Annotated in this window: 19 protein-coding genes and 2 pseudogenes; 13 read left to right on the forward strand and 8 right to left on the reverse strand. The window is 67.5% G+C overall.

The features are described from left to right. The coding region (locus BUC15_RS20065; protein WP_217652280.1) for a hypothetical protein at positions 1–184 on the forward strand (184 nt) is incomplete at its 5' end. 326 nt (positions 185–510) lie between these two features. Here BUC15_RS20065 and BUC15_RS16410 read toward each other — a convergent pair. Beyond that, complete coding sequence (locus BUC15_RS16410; protein ID WP_073190398.1) at positions 511–747, reverse strand: hypothetical protein; 237 nt, start codon at positions 745–747, stop codon at positions 511–513. A gap of 122 nt (positions 748–869) precedes the next feature. On the opposite strand from BUC15_RS16410, the gene BUC15_RS19670 reads away from it, so the two are divergent. Genes BUC15_RS19670 through BUC15_RS16425 form a run of 3 tightly spaced genes read left to right on the forward strand, consistent with a single transcriptional unit; the run spans position 870 to position 2072 of the window. Next, entirely contained in the window at positions 870–1157 is a 288-nt protein-coding gene (locus tag BUC15_RS19670) for a type II toxin-antitoxin system Phd/YefM family antitoxin (RefSeq protein WP_073190401.1), read from the forward strand. Then, positions 1154–1582, forward strand: coding sequence for a type II toxin-antitoxin system VapC family toxin (locus BUC15_RS16420; RefSeq protein ID WP_073190404.1), 429 nt, complete (start codon positions 1154–1156; stop codon positions 1580–1582). Before BUC15_RS19670 ends, BUC15_RS16420 begins: the two co-directional genes overlap by 4 nt. 34 nt (positions 1583–1616) lie before the next feature. Further along, positions 1617–2072 carry a hypothetical protein gene (locus BUC15_RS16425; RefSeq protein ID WP_139280326.1) on the forward strand — a complete coding sequence of 152 codons (456 nt, stop codon included), beginning with the start codon at positions 1617–1619 and terminating at the stop codon, positions 2070–2072. A gap of 88 nt (positions 2073–2160) precedes the next feature. On the opposite strand, the gene BUC15_RS16430 is transcribed toward BUC15_RS16425, so the two are convergent. The 5 genes from BUC15_RS16430 to BUC15_RS16450 all read right to left on the reverse strand — a co-directional run bounded on the left by BUC15_RS16430 (position 2161) and on the right by BUC15_RS16450 (position 4965). Continuing rightward, positions 2161–3183: an NAD-dependent epimerase/dehydratase family protein gene (locus BUC15_RS16430; RefSeq protein ID WP_175558384.1), complete on the reverse strand. Its 1023-nt coding sequence runs from the start codon at positions 3181–3183 to the stop codon at positions 2161–2163. 252 nt (positions 3184–3435) lie between these two features. After that, positions 3436–4173 (reverse strand): SDR family oxidoreductase, encoded by a 738-nt coding sequence (locus BUC15_RS16435; RefSeq protein WP_073190412.1) that lies wholly within the window; start codon positions 4171–4173, stop codon positions 3436–3438. A gap of 97 nt (positions 4174–4270) precedes the next feature. Beyond that, positions 4271–4477: a hypothetical protein gene (locus BUC15_RS16440; RefSeq protein ID WP_073190416.1), complete on the reverse strand. Its 207-nt coding sequence runs from the start codon at positions 4475–4477 to the stop codon at positions 4271–4273. Beyond that, positions 4474–4683, reverse strand: a complete 210-nt coding sequence (locus tag BUC15_RS16445; RefSeq protein ID WP_084189689.1) for a M15 family metallopeptidase — start codon at positions 4681–4683, stop codon at positions 4474–4476. The genes BUC15_RS16440 and BUC15_RS16445 overlap by 4 nt, the downstream gene beginning before the upstream one ends. A 6-nt stretch (positions 4684–4689) precedes the next feature. Continuing rightward, positions 4690–4965 (reverse strand): CapA family protein, encoded by a 276-nt coding sequence (locus tag BUC15_RS16450; RefSeq protein ID WP_139280327.1) that lies wholly within the window; start codon positions 4963–4965, stop codon positions 4690–4692. 150 nt (positions 4966–5115) lie between these two features. On the opposite strand from BUC15_RS16450, the gene BUC15_RS16455 reads away from it, so the two are divergent. Continuing rightward, complete coding sequence (locus tag BUC15_RS16455) at positions 5116–5859, forward strand: SDR family oxidoreductase (protein WP_073190425.1); 744 nt, start codon at positions 5116–5118, stop codon at positions 5857–5859. Positions 5860–6152: 293 nt separating this feature from the next. Here the strand turns inward: BUC15_RS16455 and BUC15_RS20070 are convergent, their stop codons facing one another. Further along, a complete protein-coding gene (locus BUC15_RS20070) occupies positions 6153–6293 on the reverse strand; it encodes a hypothetical protein (RefSeq protein WP_175558383.1) in 141 nt (46 codons plus the stop codon). On the opposite strand from BUC15_RS20070, the pseudogene BUC15_RS21305 reads away from it, so the two are divergent. The 8 genes and pseudogenes from BUC15_RS21305 to BUC15_RS16500 all read left to right on the forward strand — a co-directional run. Then, positions 6250–6552 (forward strand): annotated as a pseudogene (locus BUC15_RS21305) (hypothetical protein); the annotation flags it as partial. The gene BUC15_RS20070 and the pseudogene BUC15_RS21305 overlap by 44 nt on opposite strands. Positions 6553–6814: 262 nt before the next feature. After that, positions 6815–8800 (forward strand): annotated as a pseudogene (gene lysX / locus BUC15_RS16465) (bifunctional lysylphosphatidylglycerol synthetase/lysine--tRNA ligase LysX). Between the two features lie 26 nt (positions 8801–8826). Next, positions 8827–9009: a hypothetical protein gene (locus BUC15_RS16475; RefSeq protein ID WP_073190431.1), complete on the forward strand. Its 183-nt coding sequence runs from the start codon at positions 8827–8829 to the stop codon at positions 9007–9009. 44 nt (positions 9010–9053) lie between these two features. Then, positions 9054–9407, forward strand: coding sequence for an ArsC/Spx/MgsR family protein (locus BUC15_RS16480; protein ID WP_073190434.1), 354 nt, complete (start codon positions 9054–9056; stop codon positions 9405–9407). Between the two features lie 15 nt (positions 9408–9422). Next, complete coding sequence (locus tag BUC15_RS16485; RefSeq protein WP_073190436.1) at positions 9423–10055, forward strand: DUF1345 domain-containing protein; 633 nt, start codon at positions 9423–9425, stop codon at positions 10053–10055. A gap of 114 nt (positions 10056–10169) precedes the next feature. Beyond that, positions 10170–10673, forward strand: coding sequence for an ATP-binding protein (locus tag BUC15_RS16490; protein WP_073190438.1), 504 nt, complete (start codon positions 10170–10172; stop codon positions 10671–10673). Then, a complete protein-coding gene (locus BUC15_RS16495) occupies positions 10631–12853 on the forward strand; it encodes a helix-turn-helix domain-containing protein (RefSeq protein ID WP_139280328.1) in 2223 nt (740 codons plus the stop codon). Before BUC15_RS16490 ends, BUC15_RS16495 begins: the two co-directional genes overlap by 43 nt. A 130-nt stretch (positions 12854–12983) precedes the next feature. Then, complete coding sequence (locus tag BUC15_RS16500; protein ID WP_139280329.1) at positions 12984–13454, forward strand: hypothetical protein; 471 nt, start codon at positions 12984–12986, stop codon at positions 13452–13454. A gap of 129 nt (positions 13455–13583) precedes the next feature. Here the strand turns inward: BUC15_RS16500 and BUC15_RS16505 are convergent, their stop codons facing one another. Next, positions 13584–16805: a DEAD/DEAH box helicase gene (locus BUC15_RS16505; protein WP_073190446.1), complete on the reverse strand. Its 3222-nt coding sequence runs from the start codon at positions 16803–16805 to the stop codon at positions 13584–13586. Positions 16806–16935: the final 130 nt, after the last annotated feature.

Consider the following 16935-nt stretch of genomic DNA (forward strand, 5'->3'; position numbering starts at 1 on the left):
CGACGGCGCCATCGATTACGCGGCGGCCGGGGTGAGCAGCGAGGATTGGGAGGCGCTGTTCGCGATCGATCCCGAGGCGTTGAACGCAGAGGCCGACGATACGGATGTCTTCCTGGCCCGGATGGGCACCAAGGTGCCCGACGCCGTCAAGCGTCAGCATGAGGAGTTCCGCTCCCGCCTCTGAAGACCCGGCGTGGGGACGTCAACGTCGCCGTCCCCACGCCTTCTCCCGGGGGGTGGTGGTTGGCCCCGGGTTTGAGCAGGATTTGAGGTTCATTGAAGCCGATCCCGCATCGTCAGCAGACGATGCGGGATTCGTCGCGTTGAGCAGTAGATCCTGCTCAACGGATCCTGAACGTCCCTGCCATCTCCTTTCCGCGACCCCGCTCCCAGCGCGTCGTTCCTGCAAGAGGCATGATCGCGATTCCGAAGGAGGTCGCCCATGAGCTCCGCCCTGCGAATCGACCCGGAGCGCCCGTTCGAGGGGCTCTGGCATTGATCCAGGCGTCCCTACTGGTAGCTCAGCAACGTGTGGAGAACCTTCTGAAGGTTGCTAGAAGCACCGGCTTCGAATCCGCAAAACTGGCCATACTTCGGGCGCAGCGCCTCCGTGGCCTGCTTCACCGCTGCGTCGATCCAGTCCACAATGAAGGTCGTGTGCGCATTGGTCTTTGCCAGGGCGATGAATGAACCAAACGGATTGTCTGCCTCGATCAACCCGTGGTCCTCGATCAGAAGTCCGGCCACCGGGCCAGGGGATAGCGGGATGGGGGGGCGTCACGTGGATTCCGGTGTGTACGCCGTGCGGGTCGGCGGCGCTCCGGTCCTCGCTGCGTGAGGGCAGTTGTACAAGCCTGTACAATTGCGCCATGTCGAGGATCAGTGTGAGCGCCGCACGCCAGACCCTTCCGGAGCAGCTCGACCGTGTCGAGGCTGGCGAAGAGGTGTCGATCACCAGGCACGGCCGGGTGGTCGCCGTCCTGGTGCGTCCGGACGTGCTGCAGGCGCGCCGTGCATCCAAGGCGTGGGATGAGGCCGGGCGGATCGCGAGTCTGTTGGACTCGGCCCGCAGCCAACCACTTCAAACCCCTGCCATTTCGCCCGAGCGAGCAGAGGAACTTGTCGACGCGGTCCGTGACGAGCGGTCCGGCAGATGACGATGCTCACCGCGTTCGACGCCGACGTGCTCATCTACGCGGCGGCCGACGGGCACCCGCTCGGGGTGCCCGTTGCGTCGCTGTTCGCCGTCGAAGGTGAGGGGTCCGTCGGCATCGGATCTGTGCTGCTCCTGCCGGAGGTGCTTACCAAGCCCCTGAGGGAAGACCCGGACTCCGCGGAGGTCAAGGCGCTGGCTGGCCTCCTCGGTCGGCTGGACCTCCGCCCCGTGGATGAGGCGACGGCGCGACTCGCCGTCGCGCTGGCCGTCACTTACAGGCTGCGGGCGGCGGACGCGGTACATCTGGCAACGGCTGTCGCGTCAGGCGCGGACCGGTTCCTCACCAACAACCGTAGGGACTTCCCCGCCACGATCGACGAGATCGACGTCGTCTATCCTGGGGATTTGGCCACCGCGTCGACGTGAGCAATACCCCGTGGGGTATTGCTACACTCGTGGCATGACAGCTCCGCAGCCTGAGGCATCCACCCTGATGAGCACCCAGACGCTGGGCGCCAGCCAGGTGTTGGGCACAATCCATGTGCCCGCAAGCGGGGTCGCGTACTGGCGCTCGGTGTGGTCGCGGCGCCACACGCTTGCGTTGGCAGTCGGGGGCGTCGCCCTACTCGCACTTCTGGTCTCGGCCCGCGAGCCCCAGGCCGGGATCGACTACCTGCTGCTGGGCGTCGCCGCGGTCCTGGGCGCCGTCACTCTGGCGACCTACGTCCCGCCGGTCGGGGTTCCCGCGCGCGAGCATCTCACCGGAGGGGCGTGCGGCGCCATCCCGGTGCTTGCCGTTGTCGGCGCGCCGGTGATGCTGTCGCAGGCCGATGCGACACCGCTGCCCCTGGTCGCTCTCCTCGCCAGCTACGGCCTCGCCGTCGGCAAGCGCATCACGGACCACGCCTCCTGCTGACCGGCCCAGCACCGTCCGGCCACGGCCGAATCGGTCCAGCCTTCGACGTGGCTCCACCATGATGTGGTGCATTGCGGGGTAGAAGCCATCAGGTCGGCTGGAGGCCGAGCCAGGCGATGGTGTCGGCGAGGGTCTGCCTCAGTGGGCGTGGTGCGAAGCCGAGTTCTTCGGTGGCGCGCGCATGTGAGAAGTCGGACGGGGACTGCAGCGTGCGCAGCGAGTAGGTGGTGAAGAGCGGCTTGGTGCGCCGGATGCGGTAGTACAGCTCGGCCAACGGTGCCGTGAGGCGGGCGAACCACAGCGGCAGCACCGTGAAGCGGCGCTTCCGGCCGGTGAGCTCGGCGATCGTGTTCACGAGTTCCGCGACGGGGGTGTACGCGCCGCTGAGCAGGTAGGTCCGGCCCTTCGGGGCCTCAAGCGCTGCAGTGACGATCGCGGCCGCTACGTCGCGAGCGTCGACGAAATCGTAGCCGCCCTCGACGACGGCCGTGAGTTGCCCACCGGCGGCGTCGCGGATGAGCCTGGTGGTGTGGCTTTCCGCGAAGTCGTTTGGGCCGATCAGGCCGCCTGGGTGGACGACGACGCAGTCGAGCTGCCCGGCCGCGAGGACCAGTGCGGTGGCCTCGGCCTTGGTCTTGGCGTATTCACCGGTGACGGCGTCGGGGTCGAAGCCGGCTGCGTCGTCGACCTCGGTGATGGTGCGTGGGGGGTCAGGTTCGGTGATGGCGTGCACGCTCGAGACGTAGACGAGCCGTGAGACTCCGGTGCGCTCGCAGGCCGTGATCACGTTGCGGGTGCCTTCGACGTTGACGAGGGCGACCGCCTTGGAGACGTGGCTCGCGATCGAGACGATCCCTGCGCAGTGCACGACGATGGAGCGGATGGCCGGAGACGTTGTGAACGCTCGCACAAGTGCCGCTTCGTCGGTGACGTCGGCTGGGACGACCTCGCAGTCGAGTCCCGCGAGAGAGGGCTGGGGCCAAGAGTCATAGGTGAGGGCCCGGACGCGTTCTCCTCGGCCCAACAGTTCGCGCACGAGGTTGTTGCCGAGGAACCCCTCTGCACCTGTGATGATCCACAACCGCTCGGCCGGCATGATGCCTCCTTGCACGACTCCCATTCTACGCCCGTCCCGTAGTCAAAGCGGGGTCCGGGAGGAGGGATCTGCATGGAAGGCGTTTAGCCGGGAACCGGAGGCGAGCCGGCCGTGCACAGTTCTCTGTATACGTGGAGGCGGGCGCTATACGGGCTTGCCTCGAAACATACAGAGATTTGTGCACGGTCCGAAACGGAGCCGGGGCTGGCGAACGGACCGTGGGGTGTGGGGCGACACCGGTCTCAGGCAACAGAAGTGGGCTTCCGATTAGCCCAGCTGGTCGGCCGGGCGGATGAGGACCTCGTTGATGGCGAGGTGCCGGGGCCGTGACAGCACGAACGCGATGATCTCGGCGACCTCCTCAGGCTTGACCGCAGCCACGTCGTAGCTCTTCTGCACGGCCTCGCGCGTCGCGGTGTCGGTGATGTGGCTCGGCAACTCGGTGTCCACCACGCCCGGCTCGATCAACGTGACGCGGACGCCAGGCAGCAGTTCCTGCCGCAGAGACTCGGACCAACCGTTGATGCCCCACTTGGTTGCCGCGTAGACGCCGTTGCCTGCGCGGGCGCTGCGACCGGCAACGGACGAGATGTTGATCAAGTCGCCCCCGTCACCGCCGGTGAGCTGGTCGAGGAACACCTCGGTGGTGGTGATGGCGCCCAACAGGTTCGCCTCGACCATCCTGCGGTAGTCCTCGCTGCGAGCGGCGGAGAAGGGCCCGAGCAGCATCACGCCTGCGTTGTTCACCAGGACGTCCGCGCCGCCGAGCTCGTCCTGGACGCGCCGTGCGGCGGCGACGAGCTGGTCGCGGTCGGTGACGTCGGCCTGGATCGCAATCGATCCGTTGCCGATCTCCGAGGCGATTGCCTCGATCCGGTCGAGACGGCGGGCCAGCAGGGCAACCAGGTACCCGTCCGCCGCGAGTGCGCGGGCGGTGGCGGCGCCGATGCCCGACGACGCGCCGGTGATGACCGCAACCCGGCCAGTGCTCTTGTTTCCACTCATCTTCTTGTTCTCCTAACAACACGCGAGCCTGCCCGGACGGCAAGGCATCGAAACAGCCCGGCCGACCTGCGGCCGGGCCTTGTCTCCAACGCCTCCATCACACCAAGATCAACCGCCCCGAGGAAGGCACTGGCAGTTCCACCTTCCCCCGGACGACATACCCAAGAAGGCACATCGGGGCCAGCGCCTTCCCGACGAGTTCCTCATTGACAAAGGGCCCGTACACCTGCGCGGTGTCGAAGAGCGTCACTCTGAGTCGACGGCGCCCCAAGTTCGCGGCGCCGGGGCCAGAGGCCGTCGTCATGCGGCGCTGAAATGCTGATAGTCCGGTTCCATCCAAGTTCCGCCCCAGATCCAGCCCCGCTCCGTGAAGGCGCGCGTCACGGCGTCTTCCCGGCCGATGATGCCTGGGCATCCTGGCACGTCTTCCCGCGCGGCGTCGAGCGTATCCAGCACCCCTTGGACGCCGTAGTCGCACGCGTGGTTATTGGCCACCGAAACGACATCGATCCCCGATCACGTCAACACCTCGATGGCGGCGGGTGGGCCACCGAACCAGTAGCGGTTGTCCGGCTCTTCGAGTTCCTTGGGGGCACGCGTTGTGCTGGTGGTGACCGGTCCTTCGAGGTTGGCGGCTGCGACATCGGCCGCCAGAAGCTCCTGCGACATCGAGCCGACGGTGGAGCCAGGCTCATCCACCAGCGAACGTAGCGCGCCCTCGAAGTGGATGTCGTCGTCAGGGCAGAGGAGCCGGGCTGGGCCCGAGACCATTCGTCCCACCGTGATCGGCACGTCTGGACGGTTCCCCGGCCCCGCCCGTGACGAACGGGGCCAGACTTGCTCCTCGACAACCATCTGAACGTGGCCGGGGGAGAAGGAACGGTTGATTGGTGTACCGGCAGTTCCTCCCCGTCCGGGCGAGTGGCGCGTAGCGTCGGTTGCATGGGTTATGGGAAAGAAGCATCAGAAGGACGACAGGGCAGCGACGGCGGCGCCACGGTGCTCGTGGTCGGGGCGACCGGCAGCATCGGTCGACACGTCGTCGCCGAGGCACTCCGTGTCGGCTTCCAGACGAGGGCGCTGGTTCGAGAGCCCGGTCAGGTGTCCCTCTTCCCGGAGGGAACCAGGGTGATCGTGGGCGACCCGGCCCGGTCCGAGAGCATCGCAGGAGCCCTCGACGGGGTGACCGGCGTCGTATTCACGCAGGGCACCTACCGCGACGCCGACGCGGAGCAGGCCAACTACCGACCGGTCCGCGCGGTGCTGAACGCGCTGAAGAAGCCTGCCCGGATCGCTCTGATGACCGCTCTCGGGGTCACCTCGCCCACACCCGGCCATGACTGGAAACGGCGCGGGGAGCGCCTGGTACGCGCCAGCGGCCTGCCCTACACGATCGTGCGGCCCGGCTGGTTCGACTACAACAAACCCGATGAGCACCGCCTCGTGTTCCGGCAGGGCGACACCCACTTGGCGGGAAATGCCTCCGACGGCGCGATCTCCCGTCGGCAGATCGCCCGGGTGCTGGTCGCCAGCCTGACCTCCGACGCCGCAGACCGCAAGACCTTCGAGCTGGTCGCCGAGCCCGGCGAGGCCCAGGCTGAACTCGACCCCCTTTTCGCCGCGCTGCAGCCCGATGCGGAACTGGACGGGCCGCGGGATCGCGAGAACCTGCCGCTGAACGCCTAGCCCGAGGACTTCATCGGCGACCTTGACGCCGTTCGCGGCCTCTTCGCAGTCTGACCTCGAGGGGACGCCGGGCGCGACGGGCTGGCACGTCTGGCCGCGCGCCAACCCGATTGGTGGGCACAGATCTCTCAAATTGTGCGTTCAGAAGGGCAACCTCGGGTCGCCTCCACCTATGCAGAGGTTTGTGCACGCAGCCAGCCATCCGGCTCCGCGTTCCGCGGAACCCTGCTGTGCGAAGGACGTTCTACGGACCGCCTGTTGGTGACAGGATGTGCCTGGAAGGAGGGCAGATGTCATCGGCGGGAAAATCCAAGGTTGCGCGGGTGGTCATCGGCCTGCATGGCCTCGGCACGCTCTTCGCGTTGTTCGGCTGGCTGCTCGGGCGCGGGCATGTGCGAAGCAACCTTCCCGAGCAGTTTCAACCTCTTGAACATTCCCGTCAACACCTCACTGGTCTCAGCCGTGGTGCTCGCGGTGGTGTTCGAAGCCCTACTCAGACGCAAACGGATCGGCTGGTGGGCCGCGGTTTTTCTGCAGGTGCTCGGCATCTACCTTGGCGTCGCCACCATCTTGCACATCACCCCGTGGGATCCCTTGCCGGAAACGCCTTTCACATTGGCCGCCGGTTTCGACGTCGCCTCCGTGCCCATCGGTATCGCGGCACTCGTGCTGCTGTGGAAGCTCCGGCCCGAGTTCGCGGGCAGGCTGCGCCCCGGCTCCTGGCTGGCCGCAGGCGCCATGGCCCTGGCCGGAAATCACTGTCACCGCGACCTTCACCTTCTTCGCCGTCTCGATCAGCCGCCCAGACAACAACCAGACGACCTTTGCCGACGTCGTGGCGACCCTCGCCCGATCCGCCGGGCTGCGCTCCCCGTGGAGCGACCACGTCACCGCGGGGTTGCACCAATGGATCCCGCAGGTCGCCTCCATCCTTTTCACCTTGTCGGTGCTCGGCGTGATCTGGGTCTTTCTGCGCACCGCCCGCGACCCGTACCGATGGACGGGGGAGACCGAACTGCTCCTGCGGGACCTGGTACACCGCCACGGCGGCGACGACTCCCTTTCCTACTTCGCGACCCGGCGAGACAAGTCGGTGGTCTTCTCGCCCGACGGCCAGGCCGCCGTCGCATACCGGCTCATCTTCGGGGTGTGCCTGGCCGCAGGCGACCCGATCGGTGCGCAAGGATCCTGGAGAGGCGCGATAGACGCCTGGCGCGAAGAAGCAGTTGGTCACGGCTGGCTTCCCGCGGTCTTGTCCGTCTCGGACGCCGGGGCCCGCGCCTACATCGCGGCGGGTCTGTTCATCATCAACATGGGCGACGAAGCCATTCTCGACGCCGACCGGTTCGCCCAGGCAAAGGCAGCTGACCCCGATCTGCGAAGGGCCATCCGTCGGGTTAACCGAGACCAGGTCTGCATCGCGATCACCCGGCAGGCGTCGATGTCGGCCGACGACGTCACAGAACTGGCCGTCCTGGCCGAGGAGTGGCGGCACGGCGAGAGCGAGCGAGGCTTCTCCATGGCGCTCGGCCGCGCCGCCGACCCCGCCGACGGCGAGATCGTCCATGTGGTCGCGAGACGCGAGGGTCGGCCGGTTGGGTTGCTCTCCTTCGTGCCGTGGGGTACCTCCGGGCTGTCGCTCGACGTGATGCGCCGCAGCACCGACGCACCCAACGGCGTGACCGACGCCATGGTCAACGCCCTGGTGGACCGGCTGCCAAAGCTGGGCTTGCGGCGTGTGTCTCTCAACTTCTGCATGTTCCGCGGCGTCTTCGCGGACTCGGTCAAGCTCGGCGCGGGTACGGTCACCCGCTTCAACTCTTCGGTGCTCGGCCTGCTCGACCGGTTCTGGCAGCTGGAGCGGCTCTACGAGTCCAACCGGCGGTTCAACCCTCAGTGGGTGCCGCGCTACCTGTGCTACCCCGATCTGATGGCTCTACCCAGGATCGCGCTGGCCGCAGGATTCGCGGAAGGATTCCTGCCTGAACTGCCGAACCTCCGGAGCGCACCACGCCAGCTGAGCCCCGAACAGGTCGCCGAGGCCAGGGAGATCGCCGCCACCCCCGTGGTCAACGTCGCCGCCCTGGCGCCGAGGATCAACGATCAGGCCCGCGCCCGACTGGCCCATCTCGACGCGCTGGAAGCGGCCGGCCGCGAGGGGTATCCGCCCACCGGCGCCCGCCCCGACCGGACCGTCGCAGCCCTGATCACCGACTGGGAGGAAGGGTGCCGGGTGCGGATCGCGGGACGAATCCGACACCTGCGCGACCACGGCGCGGTCGTCTTCGCCGACCTGTTCGAAGGGGCGGCCTCCATCCAAATGCGCCTCGTCGGGGGAGCCGACGGGTTCGCCAGGCTGGTCGACCTCGGCGACCTGCTGCTCGTCGAAGGCACGTGCGGCACATCACGAAATGGCGATCGGGTGGTCGACGTCGATGCCTGGCAGATGGCCGCGAAGGATCTACTGCCGCCGATCTTCGACCCTGCAGCGGCGCAGTCGCGTTCGGGGGAGTTGCTCGCAGACCCGGCCAAGATGACCTTGCTCCACCAGCGCGGTGCCATCGTGGCGGCGGTGCGCGCATGTATGGAGGCGGCGGGATTCGCCGAGGTCGAGACGCCGGTGCTGCACTCCGTCCACGGGGGAGCCTCCGCTCGGCCGTTCGAGACGCACATCAACGCCTACCATTAGAGGCTCTCGCTGCGGATCGCGCCCGAGCTGTACCTGAAACGACTGCTGGTCGGCGGTTCCGGACCGATCTACGAGATCAGCCGCAACTTCCGCAACGAGGGGGTCGACGCCACCCACAATCCCGAGTTCACCTCCATTGAGGCCTACCAACCGTTCGCCGACTACGACGACATGCGCCTTGTCACGCAGGACCTGATCCGCGCCGCCGCGCGGGCCGTGCGAGGCTCGGAGACCCTGCTCATCGGGGGCTGAGCGTCGACCTGGCAGGCGACTGGCCGGTGATCTCGGTGACGGAGGCGGTCTCGCGGGCCGTGGGGCGCGAGGTCGGTGTGACGATGCCTGCCTCCGAGTTCGCCGCGCTGGCCGCGACGCACGGGGTTGAGGCCGAGCCGGGCTGGGGACCGGGCCGCATCTTGGAGGAGCTCTACGGTGAGCTGGTCGAAGGGGGCTTCAGTCCCTGACCGTTCGGCAGGGACGGCGCGGGTGAGGTGGCTAGGATCTCGTCATGACCGACATCGTCGTCCTGCACAACCCGCGATGCTCCACCTCACGCGCCGCCGTCGAGGCCGTCGAGGCATCCGGCCTGGCGTCGGAGATTCGCAACTACCTCAAGGAGCCGCTCAGCCGCGACGAATGGCTGGCGGTGCTCGCCAAGCTCGACGCGCCCGCGACCGAGTTGGTGCGCCGCGACCCGAACTTCCAGCGCTCGGGGCTAACTGACGACGACGTCGCCACGGTCGAACAGGTCGCCACCGTCCTGGCCGACCAACCCCTCCTGGCGCAGCGCCCCGTCCTGATCCGAGGCGGCCGGGCGATCATAGGTCGCCCCAAGTCGGTCGTGCCGGGCTTCCTCTCCTGAGGCCAGGCGACCCCCGTGAATCCGACGCGCAGGACCCGGCGGCTCCTGGGACTCATCGCGTGTGTTCTGCTCGCCCTGGTACTCGGCCTGATCGTCCACGGCGCGACAGGCAGGCCGGAGATCGCAGCGGCCGCCGCCTGGACGACGTTCGTCTCGTCCTATTGCGCCTGGATCTGGCTCCGGCTCGCGCGGTTGAGCCCAGCCGAGACGGCGGCGCACAGCAGGGAGGAGGACCCCGGGCGGTGGGTCAGCGACCTGATCCTGATCGTCGCCTCGGTGGCGGGCGTGGCGGGGGTCGGCTACATCCTGATCGCGGGCAACGCCCACGACGTTGCCAACGCGGCACTCGGGGCAGCCTGCGTGCTCGCCTCGTGGGTGCTGGTACACACGCTCTACGGCGTCCGGTACGCGGACCTGTACTTTTCTGCCCCCAGCCCGCCCATCGACTTCGGGGACGAGCCGCCCCGGTACATTGATTTCGCCTATCTGACGTTCTGCCTCGGGATGACCTATCAGATCTCCAACACGACCATACGGACCAGCCAACTGCGCTCGGTGGTGTTGTGGCACACGCTGCTGAGCTACTTCCTTGGTGCGGTCGTGCTGGCCTGCACCGTAAACCTCGTCGCCGGGCTCGCGGCATCCTGACGTTGTCGGCGCGGCTCAACCAACGGCCGGCAGAGACCACAGCCGCTCCCTAGACTTGGGGTGCCGGGGGAGCGCCAAACCGCAGCCAGGCTGGGAAAGTCTGAGGGGGACTCAATGGTGGAGATCCGGCCGGATCGGCGGACGCTGATAGAGACCGCCATCAACCAGGCTCGTGCCGGAGCGCCTCGCCTGCTCTGTATCAACGGAGCCTCGGGTATGGGCAAGACGACCCACTTGCGTGCGGCCATCGACGCCGCAGTGGGGTTCCGGGTGTTGGAAGCGAGCTGCGATGAGGTGGCGTACCGACCCGCCTACGGGCTGTTTGAGCGACTGGGCGTCCCACCTCCGGTCACCGACCGGGGGACGCCTCAGGAACCGGCGGTGGCGGCGCAATCCCTGCGTCGGGTGATCGAGGCCGAAGCCGACGGTCCTCCTCTGATCATCGCGGTCGACGATGCGCAGTGGGCAGACAGCGAATCGTTGGAGGCACTCCGATTGGTGCTGGAAAGGGCCGCCGGAGATCGCCTGCTGGTGATGGTGGCCAACCGGGCCGTGCCCGGCAGGGAGCACACACCGTGGCCGCAGCACAATCTGGACCCCGAAGCGGTCACGGGCTGACGCTCGACGGAATCGGCTTGGTCGAGGCCGGCGAAGTCATCAGGGGCGCGGTGGGTTGGAACCGTTGTCCCGACGATCTCGTCGAGAGGCTGTGGCTGCACACCGATCGCAACCCGATGCACCTGGCGTCGCTGGTGCGGCAGTACAGCGCCGATGAGCTGATCCAGCGCACCGCTCTTCCGGCACCCCAGGACGTTGCCCGCGATCTCAGCGTGCGCCTTGCAGCGATGGACATCGAAGCCGCGCGACTGCTCCGCGCCGTGGCGGTGACAGGGGCGATGTGGGTCGACAGGCTCGAAGCCGTGGCCGTTGCACAGATCGACGACCCGTCAGCCGCATTCGCATTCCTGAACGATGCCGGCCTGTTGGTGGTGCGGTCGGACGCCCCGCTCGCCGACGTCCGCATCGTGCATGCGCTGGTGCGTGCCGCCGTCTATCAATCCACACCGGCTGCCGAGCGCCGGGCCATGCATGAACGGGCTTCACACGTGGCGCTCTCCACGATGCATCGCCTTGAGCATGCGGTGGCTGCGGCAAGTCGGCGCGACGAGCCGCTCGCGCTCCGGCTTGAAGAAGCCGCGCTGGCCGCCCACCTGGAGCCGGACTACCGCCGCGAGGCCCAGTTGTGGCAGTGGGCGTCACAACTTTCGGCGTCCGTCGCTGGGCGCGAGCGACGTTGGTTGGAGTCTCAGTTGGCAACCGTGCTGGCGCGCGACACCCGGGCGGTGCGGGCGCACCTCCAGGAGTTCGCCGGGGTCGGCGATGAGGCGCGCCGTGAGGTGTTGATGGCATGGCTGCTGGTCGTCGAGCACCGGATCGCCGATGCCAGACGCACTCTGGAGTCGCTGTCGTCCGACGCCCTCGGCAAGGCTGACTACGTCGTCCGTAGGCGTTGGCGCGTCCTCACCGCGTGGACGATGCTCGCGTCGGGCTATCCGGCGGAATCAATCCAGGCGCTTCTCGACCAGCTGCCGGTGGTGACGGAGCTTGACCCGGCCGAACGTCCGTTCTACGTACGCGCCGCCGGTGAGATCGCCCGGGGCCGAATGGATGCCGAGCATTGGCGGCGGGACCTGAACACCGTCCCCATTGATGCGCGCGCAACGCCGATGGAGGAGACCGACAATCTCAGTTGGCGCGGCGCCGTCTACGCGTTGTCCGGACAAGCCTCGGAGGCTCGCCGCGACCTCTCGGAGGTCGCCTCGCGCATTCGAGGAGGCCGCGTCGACACCCTCAATGGGGTGCCGCATGCGCTCCACAGCTTTTCACTCTGGCTGGACGGTGAGTTCGATCGGGCACTCATCGAGCAGCAAGCGGCGACCGAGCTTTCCCCCGGAGCACTCCACCCCTTGGTGCAAGCCATGCTTCCGTTGATCCCGACGGTGCGCGGAGACTTCACCCGGGCGGATGCGCTGCTCGACGAATCCCGGGCCGTGCTGGTCGACCTGCCGTGGCATGTGCCCGTCTCGGTGCTCGTCGTGGCGACCGTCGCCCGGCTCCACGCGGGTGACGACGACGCCGCCCGCGCGGCGTGCCTGCCTCGTCTGCGGGCTCACTTCGGCGGGGAGTTGACGGCCCCGAACTACGGGAGCGGAGCCCTCTGGCAGCTTCATCTCGCGCTGGCACGCATCTGGGCAGGGGAATTGGACGCCGTGGAAGGCCATCTCAAAGCGATCGAGACCGATCTGGTTGCGCCTGCTTGGTCGAGTTGGTGCAGGCCGTGGCTGTCCGGGCTTCGGAGCGAGCGTGCAGGCCGGTTCCGAGACGCACACCGGCTACTGAAAGAGAGCATCGCGGCCTTCACCGGCGACCTGCCTCTGTATCGCGGCCACGTGCAGGCCGATCTCGCACGCGTGTCCGCCCTTGCCGGGGACTCCGAGTGCGCGGCACGCTCCTCCGAAGAGGCCACCAGGATCTACTCGGGCCTTGGCGCGACCGCCTACCTCAACCGGTTGCCTGTTGCGGCCACCGTTGATCCGCTCGCAACTCTCAGCGATCGGGAACGCGAGGTCGCCGCCCTTCTGCTCTCCGGGTTCAGCTACGCACAGATCGCGCAGGAGCTATATGTGACGCGCAGCACCGTCGCCTTCCATCTGAGCCGGATCTACGCAAAGGCGGGGGTCGAGTCACGCCACCAGTTCACCCAACAAGTGCGGCTTGCGCGCTCAGGGGGGCAGTGACCTTCCGCCGACGCAAGGGCCTCGTGGGAACTGGTCGAAATGGACAGTCGCCCGGAGCCGCGCCCGGGAGATGCTCGATGGAGGAGAAGTTGCCAGCCTCGGCAACTCCACATCGAAAGGGAGTTTCGACATGAGTCTCATGACAGGAACAGGCAGGCGGATCAAGCTGGCACTGGTGGGCACCCTGGTCGGGGCGGCTTCGTTGGCCGCGCCTGTGACCGCGGCCCACGCCATCGACATGGGTGCACTGATCGATCCGCGCGGTTCGTTGACCGGCCCGGGTCGGCCGTGTGCCAACCAGAATGCGCCCGGCGTCTACCTCTACTCGGACAACACCTACCGGGGCAAGTGCGGCTACTGGGAGTTCAGCCAGGGCTTCTACAACGAGGACACCATCAGGGCCAACGTCGGCAACGACAAGGCCTCGTCCATGCGCATCGTCGGAGGCGGACACTTCGTCATGCTCTACAAGCACAACACCTATCGCGTCAACGTCGCCAACTATGTGCAGTTCGTGAGTGACATCCCCGACTTCAAGGCCTACAAGTTCGAGGACGGCTCGTCGCTCAACGATAACGTTTCGAGCCTGTACATCAGTTGAGGCCGTCCCGGTCGGTGTCGGCGGGACCCGGGCCGTCCAGTTCCTGCCCGGGACTGGACGGCCCGGCGAATCTGGCAGTCGCCGTCACGGAGCCGACGCAGGACCAGACCGCCTCCCGCAACTGAGTCCCTACTGGTCGAACAGGGCGCGGATGTCGGCGGCCGTGATTGCCCCGGACGAGAACGTGCCCGAATCCACCACCGAGCTGAACAGGTCGCGCTTGCGCTCCTGCAGCGCCACCACCTTCTCCTCGATCGTGTCGGTCGACACCATCCGGTACACGTTGACCGATCTGGTCTGCCCGATCCGATGGGTCCGGTCGATCGCCTGATTCTCCGCAGCCGGGTTCCACCACGGGTCGAGCACGAAGACGTAGTCGGCCTCCGTCAGCGTCAATCCGAAACCGCCTGCCTTCAGCGAGATCAGGAACACAGGGTCGTCGCCCTCCCGGAACTGGGCGATGCGCGCGGGCCGGTTCATCGTGCGCCCGTCGAGGTAGACGTAGCTGACGCCGGCCTCGTCGAGCGCCTCGCGCACCAACTTGAGGTATCCGGTGAAGCTGCTGAACACCAGCGCCCGGTGGCCCTCCGCGGCGAGTTCCACCACCTGCTCGACCAGCGTCGAAACCTTCGCCGACGGCGTCGAGGTCGCGTATTTCGCGTCGACCAGCACCGGGTCGAGCGCCAATTGACGAAGCATCGTCAGCGCCCGGAAGATCGCAACCCGGTTGCGGTCCATGTCGTCCAGCATCCCCAGCACCCGTTGGCGCTCCCGTTGCAGGTAGCGGTCGTAGACCCTCCGGTGGACCGGCGTCAGCTCCACCTTCTGAACCTGCTCGATCTTGTCCGGCAACTCCTGCACCACCTCTCGCTTGGTGCGACGCAGCACGAACGGCCGGATCCGACGTCGGAGGGTATCGAGCGCGATCAGATCGCGGTCGTTCTCGATCGGTTTGCGGAACCTTTCGATGAAGTGGGTCGGCCGGGGGAACAGGCCGGGCGCGCTCAGCGACAGCATCGACCAGAGATCCATCAGGGAGTTCTCCAGCGGGGTGCCCGTGACGGCAAGTGTGAATGGCGCGCCCAGTCGGCGGGCAGCCTGATAGGTACGGGACCGGTGATTCTTGACGAACTGCGCCTCGTCGAGGATCAACCCACTCCACGGCAGCGCACGATAGTCGGCATCTTCCAGCCGCAGGAGCGTGTACGAAGTCACCACGACGTGGGCACCCTCGATGGAGTGGGGCAGGTCCTGCCCACGCTTCTTGACGGTGGCGGTGATGGGGACGACGGTGAGGGCCGGCGCGAACCTGGCCGCCTCCTCGACCCAGGTACCGACAACGCTGGCTGGCGCCACGACCAGCACCGGTCGGCCGTCGAGTTCGCCAGACTCCCTGGCGCGTTCCAGGAGGGCCAGGGTCTGCAGCGTCTTACCGAGCCCCATGTCGTCGGCCAGCACGCCGCCGAGGCCGACCTCCCAGAGGGTGGCCAGCCATTGATAGCCGCGCACCTGGTACGGGCGAAGCTCGGCCCGGAGCCCTGTCGGCGGCGTCGCCTCGGCGCGGTCCTCGTCGGGCAGGAGCCGCTGGACGGCGTCTCGCCAACGGCTGCTCTGTCGGGCGACGACGCCCATCTCCACGAGTTCTTCCCAGAGCCCGGCCTGGTACGGGCCGATTCGCAGCGGGCCCGACGGATCGCCGTCGGTAAGTTCCCTGGCTTCCTCGATGAGGCGGCGCAGGGCCTGCAACTCGGGCAGGTCGAGCCGGAACCAGGTGCCGGAGTCGAGCAGCAGCGCATCCTCGCCTGTGGCAAGGGCCAGGAACAACTCCTCGAACGGCACCTGCTGACCATCGATCGTGACGACGATGTGGAGGTTGAACCAGTCGCGGTCGTCGCTGTCCTCGGCCGTCAGATTGACGACCGGGGCCTCTGCGGCCTCGGTATAGGGCACCGCCTCGCCGATCTCCAGGACCGTCACGCCCGCCTCCCTGAGCCGGGGGATACCCTCCGTCAGGAAGGATGCCGAGGCCATCCCCGTCAGCTCGAGCTGGGGGATGAGCGTGGGACGGGGGTCGCGCCGGATCAGGTTCGGTGCCACGGTCGCGAGCAGGTCGAGCAGGTCGCCGCATAGCCGGTGTTCGGTGGCGATGTCGCGTGGGGGGCCACCGGCGACGGTGGCAAGAGGCACGACGGTGGGCGCCCCGTCCTCCGCCGCGGACGGATAGGAGAACCCCCAGTCGAGTTGGGCCACGTGGCTCGGAAGGTGGGTGAGGGTGAGGTGCAGGACCGGTGGCAGGAGCTCGGGGGCCTCGACGGTGCCGTCGACGGTGGTCACGGAACCCGCCCTGGCCAGCGCCGGGTAGTAGAGAGTGAGGAATCGGTCGACATCGGCAGCGGGAATGTCGACGTGGTCGCCGTCGAGGAGGAGCCGGTCGAGACCGTCGGGGGGAGGGGCCGTGAGCGGCCAGAGGGTGAGCCTGCCTTCGCTGACGTGCGCGACGCCGTGCGGTGGCGATCCGAGCAACAGGATCTGTCCCTGGGGTACCGGGCCGAGGACCGAGACGAGCGGGCGAGCCGTGATGCCGCCGTCGGGGGAGCGGGTCAGGTCCAGGGAGACGGTCGCAGCGTCGTCACCCATCCTGACGTCACTCAGGCCCGCGCCCGCGAGGAAGGCAACACCGGCCGAGGACACGCGTCGCAGCAGCGGCCAGGCCGGGGAGCCGAGGGAGCCCAGATCGACGGCGGGGCTGCCATAGGAATAGTCGGGGACGGGAGCCAGGTTGTGCAACTGGACAAGCCCGGTGCGCTGGGCCCGGTTCAGATCGCCCGAGCGCCAGGGTTGGTTGATCTCGGCCCAGGAGGCACCCGTCTTGACCCAAGGTTTCTGTACGCCTTCGCGCAGGGGTTGCAGCAGGATGCGTGGCACGGGGGCCCCGTATTGGGGTTGGCCCACGGAGAACTCGAGCGCCAGTGACTTTGCGCCACCGACGACGGAGTCGGTTCCGCCCGTCAACTTGCCCAACCTGCTCTCCCACGAGACGGTCGGCGATGTGTCGTTCCTCAGGAGGGCGCGGGCGGCGAGCAGCGTCGCGACGACGTGCTTGCAGGAATGCCCCATGGGGCAGGAGCAGTAGTGTTCGACCCAATGGACCCCGCGGATGATCTCCACCTGGTACCGGTTTCTCCCGCTGCCACTGACCAGGGCGCTCAGCGAGTTGGGCGAGGTGATGAGGTCGTGTACGCGGCCCGTAGCCTGGTACTCCTGGCCGCGAGCGTAGCTGGATGCGCTAAATAGCCTCTTGAGTTCGGGCACCGTGAACGCCAGGACCCATTCGGCGCCTTGATTTCGCATAGGGGTCGAGAGTACTCGCCATCGGGACCGGCCTGGCAACTGTCGACCCGTCGCGATGGCGCTCGGCGAGGGGAGGGGTTTTGAGCAGGATCCACTACTCAATCGGAGTCTCGACGCGTTGTCTGCTGAC

Source organism: Tessaracoccus bendigoensis DSM 12906 (assembly GCF_900141915.1).
In the GTDB taxonomy this organism is placed as follows: Bacteria; Actinomycetota; Actinomycetes; order Propionibacteriales; family Propionibacteriaceae; genus Arachnia; species Arachnia bendigoensis.